Source organism: Xenorhabdus siamensis, assembly GCF_037996745.1.
Classification (GTDB): Bacteria; Pseudomonadota; Gammaproteobacteria; order Enterobacterales; family Enterobacteriaceae; genus Xenorhabdus; species Xenorhabdus indica.
On record NZ_JBBMXE010000003.1, the window covers coordinates 64,453 to 81,179 of the forward strand.

Here is a 16,727-nt window from a genome sequence, read left to right on the forward strand (position 1 = left end):
ATAGGCTATGTCTGCAAAAAGCAAAATGAGGGAGAATCCCTCATTTTATTTTTTCAATGCGTATTGATAGCTGGTACTTCCTACCTCATTTTCGTCACTCACCAGAAACTTGAGCATCCGGCTTGCTATATATCAATAATGGTGCGGATTTATCTTCAACAACTGTCTCATCAACAACAACTTTTTCTACATGTTCCATTGATGGAAGATCATACATTGTATCCAGCAAAACACCTTCCACAATTGAACGAAGTCCACGTGCACCTGTTTTACGCGCCATTGCTTTTTTCGCAATCGCTGTCAGCGCTTCTTTTCTGAACTCTAGCTCAACACCTTCCAGATTGAACAAAGCCTGATACTGTTTTGTTAAAGCGTTTTTTGGTTCTTGCAAGATTTGGAGCAACGCTTCTTCATTGAGTTCACCCAACGTTGCCACAACAGGCAGACGACCAATGAATTCAGGAATAAGTCCAAATTTAATTAAATCTTCCGGTTCAACCTGAGCAAGCAATTCACCTTCTGTCGCCTTCTCTGATTCACCTTTAACTGTAGCACTAAAACCAATTCCAGAGCTGACATTCAAACGCTGGCTGACAACGTTGCCTAAACCGGCAAACGCTCCACCACAGATAAACAGAATCTTGGAAGTATCAACCTGAAGGAACTCCTGCTGTGGATGTTTACGACCACCTTGAGGAGGAACAGCTGCCACTGTACCTTCGATCAGTTTCAAAAGTGCTTGTTGAACACCTTCGCCAGATACGTCACGAGTTATTGAAGGGTTATCAGATTTACGAGAAATTTTATCTATTTCATCAATATAAACGATACCACGTTGTGCTTTCTGTACATCGTAGTCACATTTTTGTAAAAGTTTTTGGATAATATTTTCTACGTCTTCCCCAACATAGCCCGCTTCAGTCAAAGTCGTTGCATCGGCCATAGTAAAAGGCACATCTAAATAGCGGGCAAGGGTTTCTGCTAACAAAGTTTTACCACTGCCTGTTGGCCCAATTAGCAGAATATTACTTTTACCTAACTCCACACCGCTATTAGTGTCCCCATTACGCAGTCGCTTGTAATGGTTATAAACAGCCACTGCCAGCACTTTTTTCGCCATTTCCTGACCGATGACATAATCATCCAGATGTTGACGAATTTCATGAGGAGTAGGTAATGTACTACGCTCACGATGTGGTACTAGCTCTTTAATTTCTTCGCGAATGATATCATTACATAAATCGACACATTCATCGCAGATATACACTGACGGGCCAGCTATTAATTTCCGAACTTCATGTTGGCTTTTCCCGCAGAAAGAGCAATACAGCAGCTTTCCTGAACCGTCTTTGCGCTTATCTGTCATCAGTCAACCTCACTTTATGAGCTGTTATCCCAGTCTCTCTGGCATAACAGAAAAAACGCTGCCATTACTCCGCCGAATCAGGTGTTAGCACAAAAAGTCACCTTAAAATTATAGTGTTGGAGTAATAAATTAATTATCAATAAATTAGTTTCGATGGGTAAATACACTATCAACCAATCCGTATTCTACGGCTTCCGCGGCTGACAAGAAACGGTCACGTTCTGTGTCTTCGACGATCTTCTCAAGTGGCTGTCCCGTATGTTTTGCCATCAATTCATTCATACGAGCTTTAACTTTGAGTATTTCCTGCGCATGGATTTCAATATCTGTCGCCTGTCCCTGGAATCCGCCCAGTGGTTGGTGGATCATAACTCTGGAATTTGGCAAACAAAAACGCTTTCCTTCTGCGCCAGCTGTTAGCAGGAAGGCCCCCATTGAACAGGCTTGCCCCATACAAATAGTACTCACATCTGGTTTAATAAATTGCATCGTGTCATAAATAGACATACCTGCAGTGATAACCCCACCCGGCGAGTTGATATATAAGTGAATATCTTTTTCTGGGTTTTCTGCTTCCAGGAATAACAATTGAGCGACAATTAAGTTCGCCATATGATCTTCAACTGGGCCAGTCAGAAAAATAATTCGATCTTTTAATAAGCGGGAATAAATATCGAACGCACGTTCTCCACGTGCTGTTTGTTCAACCACCATCGGCACCAAAGACATGTTAGGTGCATATTGATCTTGCTTGCCACTGTATGACATTTCCGTCTCCTAATAGAACTCACGCTGGTGCCATTCATAACCGATTCTACGTGAGATAAGCGATGATGACCATGATCCAAAGTTAACTAACAGAGGACTCTCCCTCTATAAAAAGTAGTAAGCCTTTACATAATAGTAAGAAAGGATATGAGGTTAAATCTGTTTTTTTCAAGAACAATAAAAAACCCGCAGGCCAAGCTTGCGGGTTTACATTACTGAGAAAGAAATTCATCATCTCAGGTAATAAATAAATGAAACTTATGCCAGTTGGTTCTGATTCATCAGATCGTTGAAGCCAGTTTCTTTTTCAGAAACTTTTGCTTTGCTCAGAACCAATTCAACAGCTTGCTCTTCCAGAGCAATGTTGCGGATATTGTTCATCATTTCTTGATTTTTGCTGTAGTATTCAACGACTTCTTTCGGATCTTCATAAGCAGAAGCCATTTCTTCGATCAGTGCATTAACACGCTCATCATCAACTTTCAGCTCATTACTGCTGATAACTTCGCCTAACAGTAAGCCAACAACAACACGGCGTTTTGCCTGCTCTTCAAACAATTCACGAGGCAGTTCCAAAGCTTGTTTTTCAGAACCACCGAAACGCTGAGCTGCTTGACGACGCAGTACATCGATTTCACCATCAACAACCGCTGCCGGAACTTCAATTTCGTTAGCCTTAACCAGACCATCCAAAACTTGAGTTTTAATGCGGTTACGTACTGCATTTTTCAGTTCGCGTTCCATATTTTTGCGAACTTCTGCACGCAGGCCGTCAACAGTACCATCAGCAATACCAAAACGCTTGATAAATTCTTCAGTCAGTTCTGGCAGTTCACGCTGTTCAACTTTCTTCAGGTTAATAACAAACTTCGCTGCTTTACCTTTCAAATTTTCTGCATGGTAGTCTTCTGGGAAAGTAACATCGATTGTAAATTCTTCGCCCGCTTTGTGGCCAACGATACCCTCTTCAAAACCTGGGATCATTCTGCCCTGTCCCATTGCCAGAACGAAATCAGTTGCTTTACCGCCTTCGAACTCTTCGCTATCAACAGAGCCGTTGAAATCAACAGTTACACGATCTTCTGCAACCGCTGCTGCTTCAGTTTCTTTCCAGTCAGCCTGCTGTTTGCGCAAAGTTTCCAGCATGGTGTCAACGTCTGCATCTTTTACTTCAACAACTGGTTTTTCAACTTCAATGTCTTCCAGACCTTTCAGTTCGATTTCTGGATAAACTTCAAATTCAACCGCATAAATGAAGTCTTCACCATTTTTAAACTGTTCTGGTTTGTAGCTTGGTGCGCCAGCTGGATTAATTTTATTCTCAATGATTGCATTGACAAAGTTGCGCTGCATCAGATCACCGAGAACATCCTGCAAAACGGAAGCGCCATAACGCTGTTTGACGATATTCATAGGTACTTTACCTTTACGGAAACCGTCAATACGAACTTTCTTCGCTACATTAACCAATTCACTGTTAACTGCTTTTTCAATGTCGGCAGCAGGAACGGTGATTGATACACGACGCCCAAGGCCTTGAGTTGTTTCAACAGAAACTTGCATCTTGTTACCTCAAAAAAATCATAGTGCTCGGTCAACTTCAGAATGGTGCAACATCTAAAACAGGCAAATTACATCACTCTTCAAGAACCGGGGCGGTCGCATTTAAAAACCGAGAATCCCTGTGATCAGAAGCGCCCCGAACGAAACTATTGTAAAAATTTAGACGCAGCATTATAGCGATGCAGACAGTATGAGTCGAGAATTGCAGACAAAAGCACGCACTATTCGTTGACTTAATGTGATATGCATTGCCCAATGGCTACATCATGATATTGACCATTCGGTATGAATATAAACAAAAATACAGCCCGAAGGCTGTAGTCTAACTTGAAAACCAGATTAATAAAAAATTAAGGATTATGTTGTTGTACTTCCTCCCCGACATGCAGGTGAGGCTAAAATGGTATCTTCTAATTCAGCCCACTCTTTTTCTGTATAAGTATGAAGCGCTAAAGCATGTACTCCTTCTTCCATCTCCTTAGCCAAAACACTATATACTGAGCGATGGCGATTGAGCATTCTCTGCTCAACAAACGCATTGCTGATTACAATGATTTTAAAATGGCTTTCAGAACCTGCTGGTACATTATGACGATAACTTTCATCGATCACTTCCAGATGAGAAGGCTTAAATGCCGCCTGTAACTTTGTTTCTATTTCCTGACGAACCATCTCATTCTCCTTAGTCACCAAAGGTTATTAATTAACCATATATTGATTCTAGTTTATTTCCCGTGATTTATAACATCAGGGCATCCAAATATCTTTTATAGAATTTACTTTAAGCATTTCTCTATATCTTTCAATTAGTAAGCATTAGTGATATGCCGTTACCTATGGCAATGCTATGATTGCAACGATCCATACTACCTGTATTACTATATTGGGTATCCGTCTTCTGAATGAGAACACTTACATGCTAAAGAAAATATTGACTCCATTTATCGCACTTCTCTTTCTAGTCAACGTATCTGGCTGTGCAGACACCAGCAATACATTGGCTATTCAACCTAAAATTACCTTGCCATCGGCAGATCCTACAATGAAAGCGATCACAATCAGTATTAGTGGGGTCGACCATCGGCAATCTCAAGCCTTGGCCCAAATTAACCGTGATGCAAAATTAGTTACGCTGCTGCCTTCGCGTGATTTACGCTTCTTACTGCAAGAAGCACTGGAAAAACAAATGGTTGCTCGTGGTTATATGATTGGTTCTCCGGCAAATGCCAATTTACAAGTCATAGTGAATCAGCTTTATGCGACAGTAAAAGAAGGAAGCCTGCGCCACGATATTTCAGCGAAAGCGGAAATCTCAATTATTGTTTATGCTCAAGATGGTAGTAAGCAAATCAAAAACTACCGCACCAGCTATAATGCTCAGGGTCCATTAAACGCAACTAACGCCAAAATAGCTGATGCCGTTAATACGGTATTATCTGATGTGATTACAGACATGGCTCAAGATTCGTCAATCAGCACCTTCATTAAACAGAATGTTCGATAACAGGTAACAAGATATAGACTTTCTGCCTGATTCTATTTAACTTTCCTTTGATAGATTATGGGCAGAAAGTATTGGAAGGGTTTATGACGAATCACACACTGAGTTTATCTACAATACGCAACTACCGTATTCTTCTTTTGTTGGGTTTTGCTTCTGGTCTCCCCCTTGCCCTCACCGCAGGAACATTACAGGCATGGATGACTGTCGAAGACATTGATATCAAAACGATCGGCTTTTTTACTTTAGTCGGTCAATCCTATGTTTTTAAATTTCTCTGGGCACCTACTATGGATCGCTATTCCCCCTCGTTTTTAGGACGTCGGCGCGGATGGATGCTCATTACCCAACTTTTACTCATTGCCAGTATTGGGGCAATGGGATTTCTCGACCCATCGCAACATTTATGGTGGTTAGCTGCATTAGCTGTTGCTGTCGCCTTTTTCTCAGCTTCTCAAGATATTATTTTTGACGCCTATAAAACCGATTTACTTCAACAGGAAGAACGGGGAACCGGAGCGGCAATTTCTGTACTGGGATATCGGCTGGCAATGCTGGTCTCCGGCGGTCTGGCTCTATGGATAGCCACTTACATTGGCTGGAATAGCATGTACTGGCTCATGGCAGGTCTGATGCTGATTGGCGTTTATGCCACTCTTATTGCTAAAGAACCTCAGATTGACGCAGCGCCACCAAAAACATTACATCAAGCTGTATTTGAGCCTTTAATTGACTTTTTTAGTCGAAACAATGCCTGGCTCATTCTGCTCTTAATAGTGATGTATAAGCTGGCTGATGCTTTTGCCCTCTCACTCAGTACCCCTTTTCTCATTCGCGGAGTAGGTTTTAATCCCGCTGAAGTCGGTATGATTAATAAAACCCTTGGCCTGGCTGCCACCATTATAGGAGCTTTGTATGGTGGTTATTTGATGCAGAAGTGGAGCCTGTTCCGTGCATTGATGATTTTCGGGCTTCTTCAAACCGTTTCAAATTTCGGTTACTGGATACTTGCCGTCACTCCCAAAGATATTTATGTCATGGGTGGCGCTATTTTTCTGGAGAATATCTGCGGCGGTATGGGCACGGCAGCATTTGTTGCCTTACTCATGACACTTTGTAATAAATCATTTTCAGCAACCCAATTTGCTCTTCTTTCTGCATTATCCGCTGTGGGACGAGTTTACGTCGGCCCAGTGGCAGGCTGGTTTGCCGAGGCTCATGGTTGGTCAATATTTTATCTGTTTTCCGTTGTGATTGGATTACCGGGTCTTGCTCTCTTGTTGGTTTGTCGTAATACACTGGCCTATACTCAAAAAACCGATAGTTTTATTCCGCGGACACTATTTAGTAGCTATTATCGTCTGGCCTTTATGACCATGACATTGGCCGCGCTGATTTTTATTGCCTGGTTAATTATAAGCAGCCTATTGTTTATAATAACTCATTTCGTCACTTTGATACTTTTTATTTCCCCGGAATATATCCAACTTTTTAATGAAATAGGTGATTTTATATACCCCATGCTGTCATGGAGTGTTGTCATTGGCGTCATAGGATTGCTACTGGGAGGTACCCTGGATTATGTAGCATTGAAGAAAAGTAAGCTTGCTTAAAATTTTACCCATTACAACACAAGACTGATAAAGTTCAGTTTTGTGTTGTTTCCATTTAGTGATAATTATCACAATAAAAATAAAAAATGAAATTATGTGACCCAAGAAACATCTTTTTTTGCGGGGAAATATTTATACTAATAAATATCACGTTCGCATTCATTTTGTTTCGAACTATCCAAAATATTTTTTGTATATCTAAAAAACCACATAAAGGGAATTTATGAAAAGACATATTTTGACACTCACCGCAGTTGCTACTGCCTTGGTTTCTGCTTCAGCCAGCGCGGAATATCAGTGGGGGTTTGCCAATGTCAGCATGAACTACCTTGACTGGAGCAAACATACTACACACAAAACAGGACAAACTTCTCACAAAGACGACTTTGCTTATCTGGAACTGGAAGGTGGAGCAGGTTTCAGTTGGGGAGAGCTATATGGCTTCTTTGATTTAGAAAACCCATTTAACAGCAAAACTGCACAACCTGGTGATAACCGACGTTACGCTTTCAAAACAACAGGACGTTTTTATCTGGGAGAAACAGGTTTCAACCTTTATGGACACGTTTATGGAACCTACTCACAACCAGGAAAAGCTAACGGTGGCAACTTCCATGAAGTGAATACACTCTATGGATTGGGCTATAACACGACCTTTGCAGGTCTGTGGTTCAAACCTTTTGTTGCCCTGCACTATGTTGACCAAACTTTCTACTCAGGAAATAATGGTTATGTCGTAGGCTGGGTTGCAGGATACGATTTCAACCTTTGGGAGCAAAAATTCAGTGTCACAAACTGGAATGAAATCGAACTGAATCGTAATAAACGTTACGGCAACGGTGGCCGTGATGGCGTTAACGGGGCACTGGGATTATGGTGGACTCCACACTCTTCTTTTACCACCGGTATCCAATATCGCTACGCCAATAATAAACTAGGCGAAGATTTCCTTCAGGATGGTATTGTTTACAGTGTAAAATATAACTTCTAATAATTAGTTTAACTGATGAGCAGTATCGAACTGCTCATCGATATCAAAAATGATCATTTCATTACAACAAGAAGTCAATTCAAAAACACTATCCTGTGATTTTCATCAAAAAAATCGTTTTGAAAAATAGAGAGTTACTTTAAAAATATTGCCTATTTTGATTTCTTAGATACAATAACGACCCGAAGTTAACTTTTTGTTAAATCTCATACTACATGTGATCCCTCTAGCATAAAAAGCCTACAAGCCATCTTGCTTCTATTACAATTGTTTACACTCCGGTAACCTTACCGTAGAATGCCCGCACTGATGAAACGACAATAAAGCTTTTGTTATCTGGGGTCGCTCAATGAGACTTATGAAATACAAAAAAACTATTGGGTTATCGTCATTACTCGCAGCCACTTTAATGCTAAGTGGTTGTGATATGGTATTGATGAATCCCAAAGGGGCGATCGGCGTTGAACAAAAAACGCTGATATTGACAGCGTTTGGCCTAATGCTGATCGTTGTTATCCCGGCTATCGTAATGGCAATCGTTTTTGCTTTACGTTACCGGGAAGCCAATAAATCTGCCACCTATCGTCCAAACTGGGCACACTCAAATAAAATTGAGCTTGTCGTCTGGACTGTGCCTATCCTGATTATCATCACCTTGGCAACGATTACATGGAAAACGACTCATCAACTCGATCCATATAAGCCACTAGACAGTGATGTGAAACCGGTAACGATTGAAGTTATTTCCCTCGACTGGAAATGGCTATTCATCTACCCAGAACAGGGTATTGCAACTGTAAATGAAATTGTATTCCCTAAAGATGTGCCAATTAACTTCAAAATCACCTCAGACTCTGTGATGAACTCTTTCTTCATCCCTCAGTTAGGTGGTCAGATTTATGCAATGGCAGGTATGCAGACAAAACTGCATTTAATTGCTAACTCAGCAGGTAAATACGATGGATTCTCGGCCAGTTATAGTGGACATGGCTTCTCCGGCATGAAATTCACTGCAACAGCCACTGAGGATCGTGCAGGTTTTGAAGAGTGGGTGCAGAAAGTTAAAGCATCATCTAAAACCCTAGATACCGTGCAAGCATTCAATACGTTAGCTAAACCTAGCCAAAACAACCCAGTTGAATACTTCTCAAGCGTGAAACCAAATCTGTTCCAAGAAACGATCGCCAAATTTATGGGTGATATGGGCCATAGCGGTATGTTTGGTGTATCCGGTCACGAAAAAACAGAACATGGTAAATCTGCGGGTCATAATATGAATATGAGTCAGCCGGCTCATGCAGGTGTTGAGGAATAAAGACATGTGGGGAAAATTAACACTTGATGCGATCCCATTACATGAACCCATTATTGTGGTGACATTGATTGGGATACTACTTGGGGGACTGGCAGTTGTTGGTGCCCTAACCTATTTCCGTAAATGGAAATGGCTCTGGACTGAATGGCTAACAAGCGTCGACCACAAAAAAATCGGGGTCATGTACATTGTTGTTGCTATGGTCATGATGTTGCGCGGTTTTGCTGATGCCATCATGATGCGTGGACAGCAAGCCCTCGCTTCCGCTGGTGAAGCAGGTTTCCTGCCCCCGCACCATTATGATCAGATCTTTACCGCTCACGGCGTTATCATGATCTTCTTCATGGCTATGCCTTTCGTTGTTGGTCTGATGAACATTGTGGTTCCTCTGCAAATCGGGGCACGTGACGTTGCATTCCCATTCCTGAACTCTCTGAGTTTCTGGTTATTTGTTGTAGGTGTCGCTCTGATCAACCTCTCTCTGGGTGTAGGTGAATTCGCTCAAACTGGTTGGCTGGCTTACCCGCCTCTGTCCGGACTGGAATATAATCCAGGCGTTGGCGTTGATTACTGGATATGGAGCCTTCAGCTCTCCGGTGTAGGTACATTACTGACTGGTGTAAACTTCTTCGTGACCATCCTGCGCATGCGTGCACCAGGCATGTCCATGATGAAATTGCCAGTTTTTACCTGGGCTTCACTGTGTACCAACGTACTTATCATTGCTGCGTTCCCTATTCTGACAGTCACTATTGCACTGTTAACCCTAGATCGTTATCTGGGCACCCATTTCTTCACCAACGATATGGGTGGCAACATGATGATGTACATCAACCTGATCTGGGCTTGGGGCCATCCTGAAGTTTACATTCTGGTTCTGCCTGTCTTTGGTATCTTCATTGTATGGCTGCACCACTTCTTTACCATGGGCTCTGGCGCGAACGTTAACGCCTTCTTTGGTATCGCCACAATGATTATCTCTATCCCAACCGGGGTTAAGATCTTCAACTGGCTGTTCACCATGTACCGTGGCCGTATCGAATTCAAAACACCTATGCTGTGGACTGTCGGCTTTTTGGTCACTTTCTCCATTGGTGGTATGACAGGTGTTCTGCTGGCTGTACCTGGTGCGAACTTCGTACTGCATAATAGTTTGTTCCTGATTGCCCACTTCCATAACGTTATCATTGGTGGTGTTGTATTCGGCTGCTTCGCTGGTACAACTTACTGGTTCCCGAAAGCATTTGGTTTCACACTGAATGAAAAATGGGGTGTCCGCGCCTTCTGGTTCTGGATCACTGGTTTCTTCGTTGCCTTTATGCCTCTGTATGCTCTGGGCTTTATGGGAATGACTCGTCGACTGAGCCAGGATATCAACCCAGAATTCCATCCTCTGCTGGTTGTTGCAGCAGGCGGTGTTGTCCTAATCGCAATTGGTATTCTGTGCCAGGTTATCCAGTTCTACGTGAGTATCCGTGACCGTGAACAAAACCGCGATCTGACTGGTGACCCATGGGGTGCTCGTACCCTGGAATGGTCAACTTCATCTCCACCTCCGTTCTATAACTTCGCAGAAGTTCCACACATCCAGACTCGTGATGCATGGTGGGACATGAAAGAAAAAGGCACTGGATATAAGCGCTCTGCTAAATATGAAGAAATTCATATGCCTAAAAACACAGGTGCTGGCGTGATCATTAGTGCATTCTGTCTGGTCTTAGGCTTTGCGTTGATATGGCATATCTGGTGGATGGCTATTGCAAGTTTCGCAGGCATTATCATCAGTTGCATCGTGAAAAGCTTTGACGAAGACGTTGATTACTACGTTCCGGTGGCTGAAGTCGAGAAAATTGAAAATCAGCGTTACGAAGAACTGAGAAAGGCAGGTGTAAAATAATGTCGACTCAAACCCTTAACAATACAGCCGCCCATGACGCTCATGGGCACCACGACACAGGAGCCAACAAAATCTTTGGTTTCTGGATCTACCTGATGAGTGACTTGATTCTGTTTGCAAGTCTGTTTGCTACCTATGCAGTCTTAGTTAATGGCACTGCGGGGGGCCCAACAGGTAAACAGATTTTTGAACTGCCATTTGTTTTGGTAGAAACCTTCCTGCTGTTGTTCAGTAGTATCACTTATGGTTTCGCCATGCTGAGCATGAACAAAGGCAAAGTCGGCCAAGTTAATCTGTGGCTATTCGTTACGTTCTTGTTCGGCCTGGGCTTCGTCTCAATGGAAGTTTATGAATTCCATAAACTGATCATGGAAGGTTATGGCCCTGACCGCAGTGCATTCCTGTCGGCTTTCTTCGCGCTGGTTGCGACTCACGGTCTGCACGTAACCTTTGGTCTGATTTGGATCGTCATTCTGATGATTCAGGTTTCACGCCGCGGTTTGACTGACGTGAACCGTATGCGTCTGAACTGCCTAAGCCTGTTCTGGCACTTCCTTGACGTGGTATGGATCTGTGTATTTACTGTCGTTTATCTGATGGGAGCTATGTAATGAGTCATCCAAATACTTCTCATTCCGGCGCCAGCCACGGTAGTTTCAAAACCTATATGATTGGTTTTGTTCTGTCAGTTATCTTGACCGTGATCCCATTCTGGATGGTGATGGATGGTACTGCCTCGCACAGTACAATCCTGACAACAGTAGTTGTTATGGCTGTTATTCAGATCTTTGTTCATTTCATCTGTTTCTTGCACATGAATACATCGTCTGAAGAGCGTTGGAATCTCGTTGCCTTAATATTCACAATATTGGTCATCGCTATTGTTGTTGTTGGCTCTCTGTGGATTATGTACAACCTGAATATCAATATGATGGTTGATTAAGGGTTGATTTGAATGATTAAGCAATACCTGCAAGTGACCAAACCAGGAATTATTTTCGGAAATCTAATTTCTGCGATTGGTGGTTTTCTACTCGCTTCCAAGGGCGTAATAGATTACCCCTTGTTCTTTGCAACAATGGTCGGGGTATCGCTGGTGGTAGCATCAGGTTGTGTATTCAACAACTATATCGACCGCGATATCGACAGGATCATGGAAAGAACAAAAGAAAGGGTCCTTGTGAAAGGGCTTATCGATCCGAAAATCAGCCTGATTTACGCCTCAGTGTTAGGTATTGCTGGCATTGTGCTGCTCTATGTAGCCGCCAATGCCTTAGCAATGCAGTTAGCTCTCATCGGGTTTGTCGTTTATGTAGGGGTCTATAGCCTCTATATGAAAAGAAAGTCTATTTATGGCACGCTGGTTGGGAGCTTGTCAGGCGCTGCGCCCCCTGTTATTGGTTATTGTGCAGTAACCGGGCAATTTGATACAGGGGCACTTATTCTGTTGTTGATTTTCAGTTTATGGCAGATGCCTCACTCTTACGCCATTGCTATTTTTCGGTTCAAAGATTATCAGGCTGCCAATATTCCAGTACTGCCTGTAATTAAGGGTATCTCTGTGGCCAAAAACCATATTACCCTCTATATTCTGGCATTTATGGTTGCCACGCTGATGTTGGCAATCAGTGGCTATGCAGGTTACAAATACCTGATTGTCGCTGCTGCGGTAAGTATTTGGTGGCTAGGTATGGCGTTATCCGGTTATAAAACCACTAATGACCATATCTGGGCTCGTAAGTTATTTGTATTTTCTATTGTCGCTATCATGTCATTGAGCGTCATGATGTCTGTAGACTCTTCAGCATCTCCAGAAATAATGCTGACTTACGTCCGATAATATCAAAATGGCAGGGGCAATAAACCCTTGCCATTTTTCCTTTCTTTATCTCTTACAAACATGAATAATTTACTTCGTTTAGGTCACTCTTGATAAATAAGATTTAGTAACCAATTCGTTAGTAATCTGTATGAAATGAGCATTTTGTATCAATTTATTCCTTTCTAAGCTAAATGCCATATCGAATTTTTTGAGGTATCAGGTATCCATGAACGATAATCAAATGACTCCCCTTGAACTCCGAGCAACATGGGGCTTAGGTTCCGTTTTTTCTCTACGCATGTTAGGCATGTTCATGGTCTTACCCGTCCTGACGACCTACGGTTTAGCATTACGGGATGCCACCGAGGCCCTGATAGGAATTGCAATCGGTATCTACGGCCTAACACAGGCAATATTTCAAATTCCATTCGGGTTACTTTCAGATAAAATTGGCCGAAAGCCTTTGATAATAGGTGGACTACTCATTTTTGTATTAGGTAGTATCATTGCCACCTTTAGCGACTCTATTTGGGGAATTATCGCCGGAAGAGCTTTACAAGGTGCAGGGGCAATCTCTGCTGCAATCATGGCATTATTATCAGATCTTACCCGTGAACAAAATCGTACAAAAGCAATGGCATTTATTGGTATCAGCTTTGGCATCACATTTGCTTTTGCTATTGTTGTCGGCCCTGTTATCACCCATCACATCGGATTAAATGGTTTATTTGGTACGATCACAATTCTTGCCAGTTGCGGTATCTTAATAACACTATTCGCTGTCCCATCAACACATAATCATTTATTAAATCGTGAATCTGGCATTGTTCGAGGCAGTTTCCGGCGTGTACTTTCTGATCCTCAATTACTCAAACTCAATTTTGGTATTCTCAGCCTACATACCTTATTGATGTCCAGCTTTGTTGTTCTGCCTCTGATCATGGAAAAAGCGGGTTTTCCTCCTCAACAACACTGGAAAGTTTATTTAATTACTACACTTATTTCTTTTATTGCCGTCTTACCATTCATTATTTATGCGGAAAAAAAACGCCGCATGAAGCAAGTTTTCTTGCTTTGTATCAGCACGTTGTTTATTGCTGAATTTGTTTTGTGGTCTTTAGGGTCACATCTTTGGGGAATATTTGCCGGTATTCAGATTTTCTTTCTTGCTTTTAATATCATGGAAGCGATTTTACCTTCATTGATCAGCAAAGAAGCCCCAGCAGGCTACAAAGGTACAGCAATGGGCGTTTACTCTACCAGTCAGTTCCTGGGTATCGCTCTGGGAGGCAGTATCGGTGGAATGCTATATGAACTGCAAGGCGCATCATTAGTATTTATGGGCAGTATTATTCTCACCATACTCTGGTTTATTCTCAGCCTCACATTACGTCAACCACCTTATGTCAGCAGCATCAGGCTCATCTTGCCAGCTCAATTAAATGCTCCTGAAATTCTGGAAAAGAAAATATTGTCTCAAGCGGGTGTGAAAGATGTCATTATTGTACCGGACGAATTGAGTGCCTATGTCAAAGTCGATACTGAACAAACTAATCGTGAGCAACTAGAACAGCTTGTGTTTTCTCATACCCAATAGGTTCTGAGATAATAGGGTCATAGGATAATGAATTTATTAGGGAAGCAGTTGTAACAATTAAAATGACTCAGCTTCCCTAAAATATTTTGATCAGAGAAAAAAGTAAGTCTGCTGATATCAGCAGTCAGTTACGGAAAACAGTTAGTCACGGAAGTTGGTGAATTGGAAAGGCTGTCCCAACTCTGCGCCACGAACTAATGCAATAACACCTTGCAGATCATCACGAGCTTTACCGGTAACTCGCACTTGCTCGCCCTGAATTTGTGCCTGAACTTTCAGCTTGCTGTCTTTAATCAGCTTGACGATTTTCTTCGCTAACGGTGTATCAATACCTTGCAACAGAGTTGCTTCCACACTGTAAGTTTTACCGCTATGCACCATATTTTCAGGAATATTCAGTACAGAGCCGTCAATTCCTCGCTTAGCAAATTTCTCACGCAGAATATCGACCAGTTGATTAACCTGAAAATCAGACTCACTCGCAATCTTGACCGATTCGTTCTTTTCGTTTAGTTCAAAACTCGCATTGACATTGCGGAAATCCCAGCGATTGGTTAATTCCCTCTGAGCATTCTCTACCGCATTACGCACTTCCTGCATATCAACTTCTGAAACAATATCAAATGATGGCATTATCAGTCACCTCCAGCTAATCAATAATCCGGCATGATAACCGCTTTCCATTATTGGCAAAAGATCTATACTCCCCACACTACGTGATCTTTTGGAATTTACATTATCTTAGTGCACTTGGAATTCAGATCAGCATAATTTTGAGGCTCCCGATGAAAGCATTTCTCAAGGAAGAACAATGAAAATCACTGTTCTTGGCTGCGGTGCGATGGGTAAACTATGGCTTGCTGCCTTATCCCAACAGCATCACGAAATTCAGGCATGGTTAAAAGCGCCTCAACCTTTTGTCAATGTTCATATTGATAACTTTAAAGGTAAGATATTTGACCAGCAACTTCCTGCCAATAATGAAAAACATCTTTTCGAAAGCGAATTGTTACTTGTTTGCCTAAAAGCCTGGCAAGTTTCTGATGCTATCAATAACCTTGCCTCCAAACTTTCCCCTCATTGTCCGATTCTATTACTGCATAATGGCATGGGAACACAAGATGAACTTTTATCTCTACCCAACCCCATCTTATCGGGAGTGACAACTCATGGGGCCTATCAGGAGAATGGTATTGTTTATCACAAATCACAAGGTATAACCCATATTGGTTCTACGTTGTCTGATACTGATAAATTCAGTTTTTTAGCAAAAATTTTGCATGACGCCTTACCAAACGTAAAATGGCACGATGATATCTATACCATTAGCTGGCTAAAACTTGCCGTCAATTGCGTTATCAATCCACTCACCGTAATTTATGATTGTAAGAATGGCGAATTATCGCATCACGTCACAAAAATCCATTCATTATGTGATGAGATCTATCAGGTGATGCAAAAAGAGGGCCTTCAGATCACCAAACCCGTACTTATCAAGTACGTGATGGATGTTATTGAGCAAACATCTGAAAACTCTTCATCTATGCGGCAAGATATTCGGGCACAACGGCCTACAGAAATAGACTACATTACCGGATTTTTACTATACCGAGCCCGTGTACATGGGCTGGTGCTTACAGAAAACATCCATATTTATCATTTTATCAAACGCAAGGAGGAGAAATATGAACACTTCAGCTCTCATTTGCCTCGCACACGGTAGTGAAGAAATAGAAGCTATCACGACTATTGATTTGTTGGTCAGAGCCGGGATCAATGTCACCATCGCCAGTGCAGCGACCGATGGAGCTCTGACATTAACCTGCTCACGTGGCGTCAAAATTGTTGCAGATGTTCCCTTAGTAGATGTTGTTGATGAAGATTTTGATGCTGTTATTCTGCCGGGAGGGATAAAAGGGGCAGAATGTTTTCGCGATAGTCTATTGGTTGTAGAGAAAATCCGCACAGCCCAAAGTCAGGGTAAAATTATTGCAGCCATCTGCGCATCTCCAACCGTTGTACTGGAATATCATCAGCTTTTCCCGATTGGAAATATGACAGGTTACCCAAGCATGAAAGATAAAATAGCCCCGGAAAAGTGGATCGATCGTCGGGTTTATTTTGATGAGAGAGTTAATTTGCTCACCAGCCAGGGGCCTGCAACTGCTTTTGACTTCGCCCTGAAGCTAATTGAACTACTGAAAGGAAAAGACAAGGCAGCAGAAGTTGCAGCTCAATTAGTCTTACCTCCTGGCATCAATAACTACCAAAACCGCTAGTAGTGAATCTGTTAA

The 16,727-nt window shown here is 42.2% G+C and carries 16 protein-coding genes; 11 read left to right on the forward strand and 5 right to left on the reverse strand.

Annotated elements, in window-relative coordinates:
• Window positions 1-94: 94 nt before the first annotated feature.
• From clpX to bolA, 4 genes are all read right to left on the reverse strand, one after another.
• Complete coding sequence (clpX, locus tag AAC852_RS02805) at window positions 95-1,366, reverse strand: ATP-dependent protease ATP-binding subunit ClpX (RefSeq protein ID WP_047680520.1); 1,272 nt, start codon at window positions 1,364-1,366, stop codon at window positions 95-97.
• A 144-nt stretch (window positions 1,367-1,510) separates the two neighbouring features.
• Window positions 1,511-2,134 (reverse strand): ATP-dependent Clp endopeptidase proteolytic subunit ClpP, encoded by a 624-nt coding sequence (gene clpP, locus AAC852_RS02810; RefSeq protein ID WP_340619711.1) that lies wholly within the window; start codon window positions 2,132-2,134, stop codon window positions 1,511-1,513.
• A 258-nt stretch (window positions 2,135-2,392) separates the two neighbouring features.
• The gene (tig, locus tag AAC852_RS02815) at window positions 2,393-3,697 is read right to left on the reverse strand and encodes a trigger factor (RefSeq protein ID WP_340619712.1); all 1,305 of its coding nucleotides are present in this window, start codon (window positions 3,695-3,697) and stop codon (window positions 2,393-2,395) included.
• A 357-nt stretch (window positions 3,698-4,054) separates the two neighbouring features.
• A complete protein-coding gene (gene bolA, locus AAC852_RS02820) occupies window positions 4,055-4,369 on the reverse strand; it encodes a transcriptional regulator BolA (RefSeq protein ID WP_340619713.1) in 315 nt (104 codons plus the stop codon).
• A gap of 244 nt (window positions 4,370-4,613) precedes the next feature.
• Here bolA and AAC852_RS02825 point away from each other — a divergent pair, with 244 nt between their 5' ends.
• The 9 genes from AAC852_RS02825 to AAC852_RS02865 all read left to right on the forward strand — a co-directional run bounded on the left by AAC852_RS02825 (window position 4,614) and on the right by AAC852_RS02865 (window position 14,433).
• Entirely contained in the window at window positions 4,614-5,201 is a 588-nt protein-coding gene (locus AAC852_RS02825; protein ID WP_340619781.1) for a lipoprotein, read from the forward strand.
• 83 nt (window positions 5,202-5,284) lie between these two features.
• Window positions 5,285-6,811 carry a muropeptide MFS transporter AmpG gene (gene ampG / locus AAC852_RS02830; RefSeq protein ID WP_340619714.1) on the forward strand — a complete coding sequence of 509 codons (1,527 nt, stop codon included), beginning with the start codon at window positions 5,285-5,287 and terminating at the stop codon, window positions 6,809-6,811.
• Window positions 6,812-7,034: 223 nt separating this feature from the next.
• On the forward strand, window positions 7,035-7,802 hold the full coding sequence (locus tag AAC852_RS02835; protein ID WP_340619715.1) for a nucleoside-specific channel-forming Tsx family protein: 768 nt from the start codon (window positions 7,035-7,037) through the stop codon (window positions 7,800-7,802).
• A 349-nt stretch (window positions 7,803-8,151) separates the two neighbouring features.
• On the forward strand, window positions 8,152-9,117 hold the full coding sequence (gene cyoA / locus AAC852_RS02840; RefSeq protein WP_340619716.1) for a cytochrome o ubiquinol oxidase subunit II: 966 nt from the start codon (window positions 8,152-8,154) through the stop codon (window positions 9,115-9,117).
• A 4-nt stretch (window positions 9,118-9,121) separates the two neighbouring features.
• Complete coding sequence (locus AAC852_RS02845) at window positions 9,122-11,014, forward strand: cytochrome ubiquinol oxidase subunit I (RefSeq protein WP_340619717.1); 1,893 nt, start codon at window positions 9,122-9,124, stop codon at window positions 11,012-11,014.
• A complete protein-coding gene (locus AAC852_RS02850) occupies window positions 11,014-11,625 on the forward strand; it encodes a cytochrome o ubiquinol oxidase subunit III (protein ID WP_047680537.1) in 612 nt (203 codons plus the stop codon). Before AAC852_RS02845 ends, AAC852_RS02850 begins: the two co-directional genes overlap by 1 nt.
• Window positions 11,625-11,957 carry a cytochrome o ubiquinol oxidase subunit IV gene (locus AAC852_RS02855; RefSeq protein WP_038262173.1) on the forward strand — a complete coding sequence of 111 codons (333 nt, stop codon included), beginning with the start codon at window positions 11,625-11,627 and terminating at the stop codon, window positions 11,955-11,957. Before AAC852_RS02850 ends, AAC852_RS02855 begins: the two co-directional genes overlap by 1 nt.
• A gap of 12 nt (window positions 11,958-11,969) precedes the next feature.
• The gene (gene cyoE / locus AAC852_RS02860; RefSeq protein WP_340619718.1) at window positions 11,970-12,854 is read left to right on the forward strand and encodes a heme o synthase; all 885 of its coding nucleotides are present in this window, start codon (window positions 11,970-11,972) and stop codon (window positions 12,852-12,854) included.
• Between the two features lie 208 nt (window positions 12,855-13,062).
• Window positions 13,063-14,433, forward strand: coding sequence for an MFS transporter (locus AAC852_RS02865; RefSeq protein WP_340619719.1), 1,371 nt, complete (start codon window positions 13,063-13,065; stop codon window positions 14,431-14,433).
• Between the two features lie 141 nt (window positions 14,434-14,574).
• On the opposite strand, the gene AAC852_RS02870 is transcribed toward AAC852_RS02865, so the two are convergent.
• Complete coding sequence (locus AAC852_RS02870) at window positions 14,575-15,066, reverse strand: YajQ family cyclic di-GMP-binding protein (RefSeq protein ID WP_047680544.1); 492 nt, start codon at window positions 15,064-15,066, stop codon at window positions 14,575-14,577.
• 178 nt (window positions 15,067-15,244) lie between these two features.
• On the opposite strand from AAC852_RS02870, the gene panE reads away from it, so the two are divergent.
• Window positions 15,245-16,156, forward strand: coding sequence for a 2-dehydropantoate 2-reductase (gene panE, locus AAC852_RS02875; protein ID WP_340619720.1), 912 nt, complete (start codon window positions 15,245-15,247; stop codon window positions 16,154-16,156).
• Complete coding sequence (yajL, locus tag AAC852_RS02880) at window positions 16,119-16,712, forward strand: protein deglycase YajL (RefSeq protein WP_340619721.1); 594 nt, start codon at window positions 16,119-16,121, stop codon at window positions 16,710-16,712. The genes panE and yajL overlap by 38 nt, the downstream gene beginning before the upstream one ends.
• The last annotated feature ends 15 nt before the right edge of the window (window positions 16,713-16,727 follow it).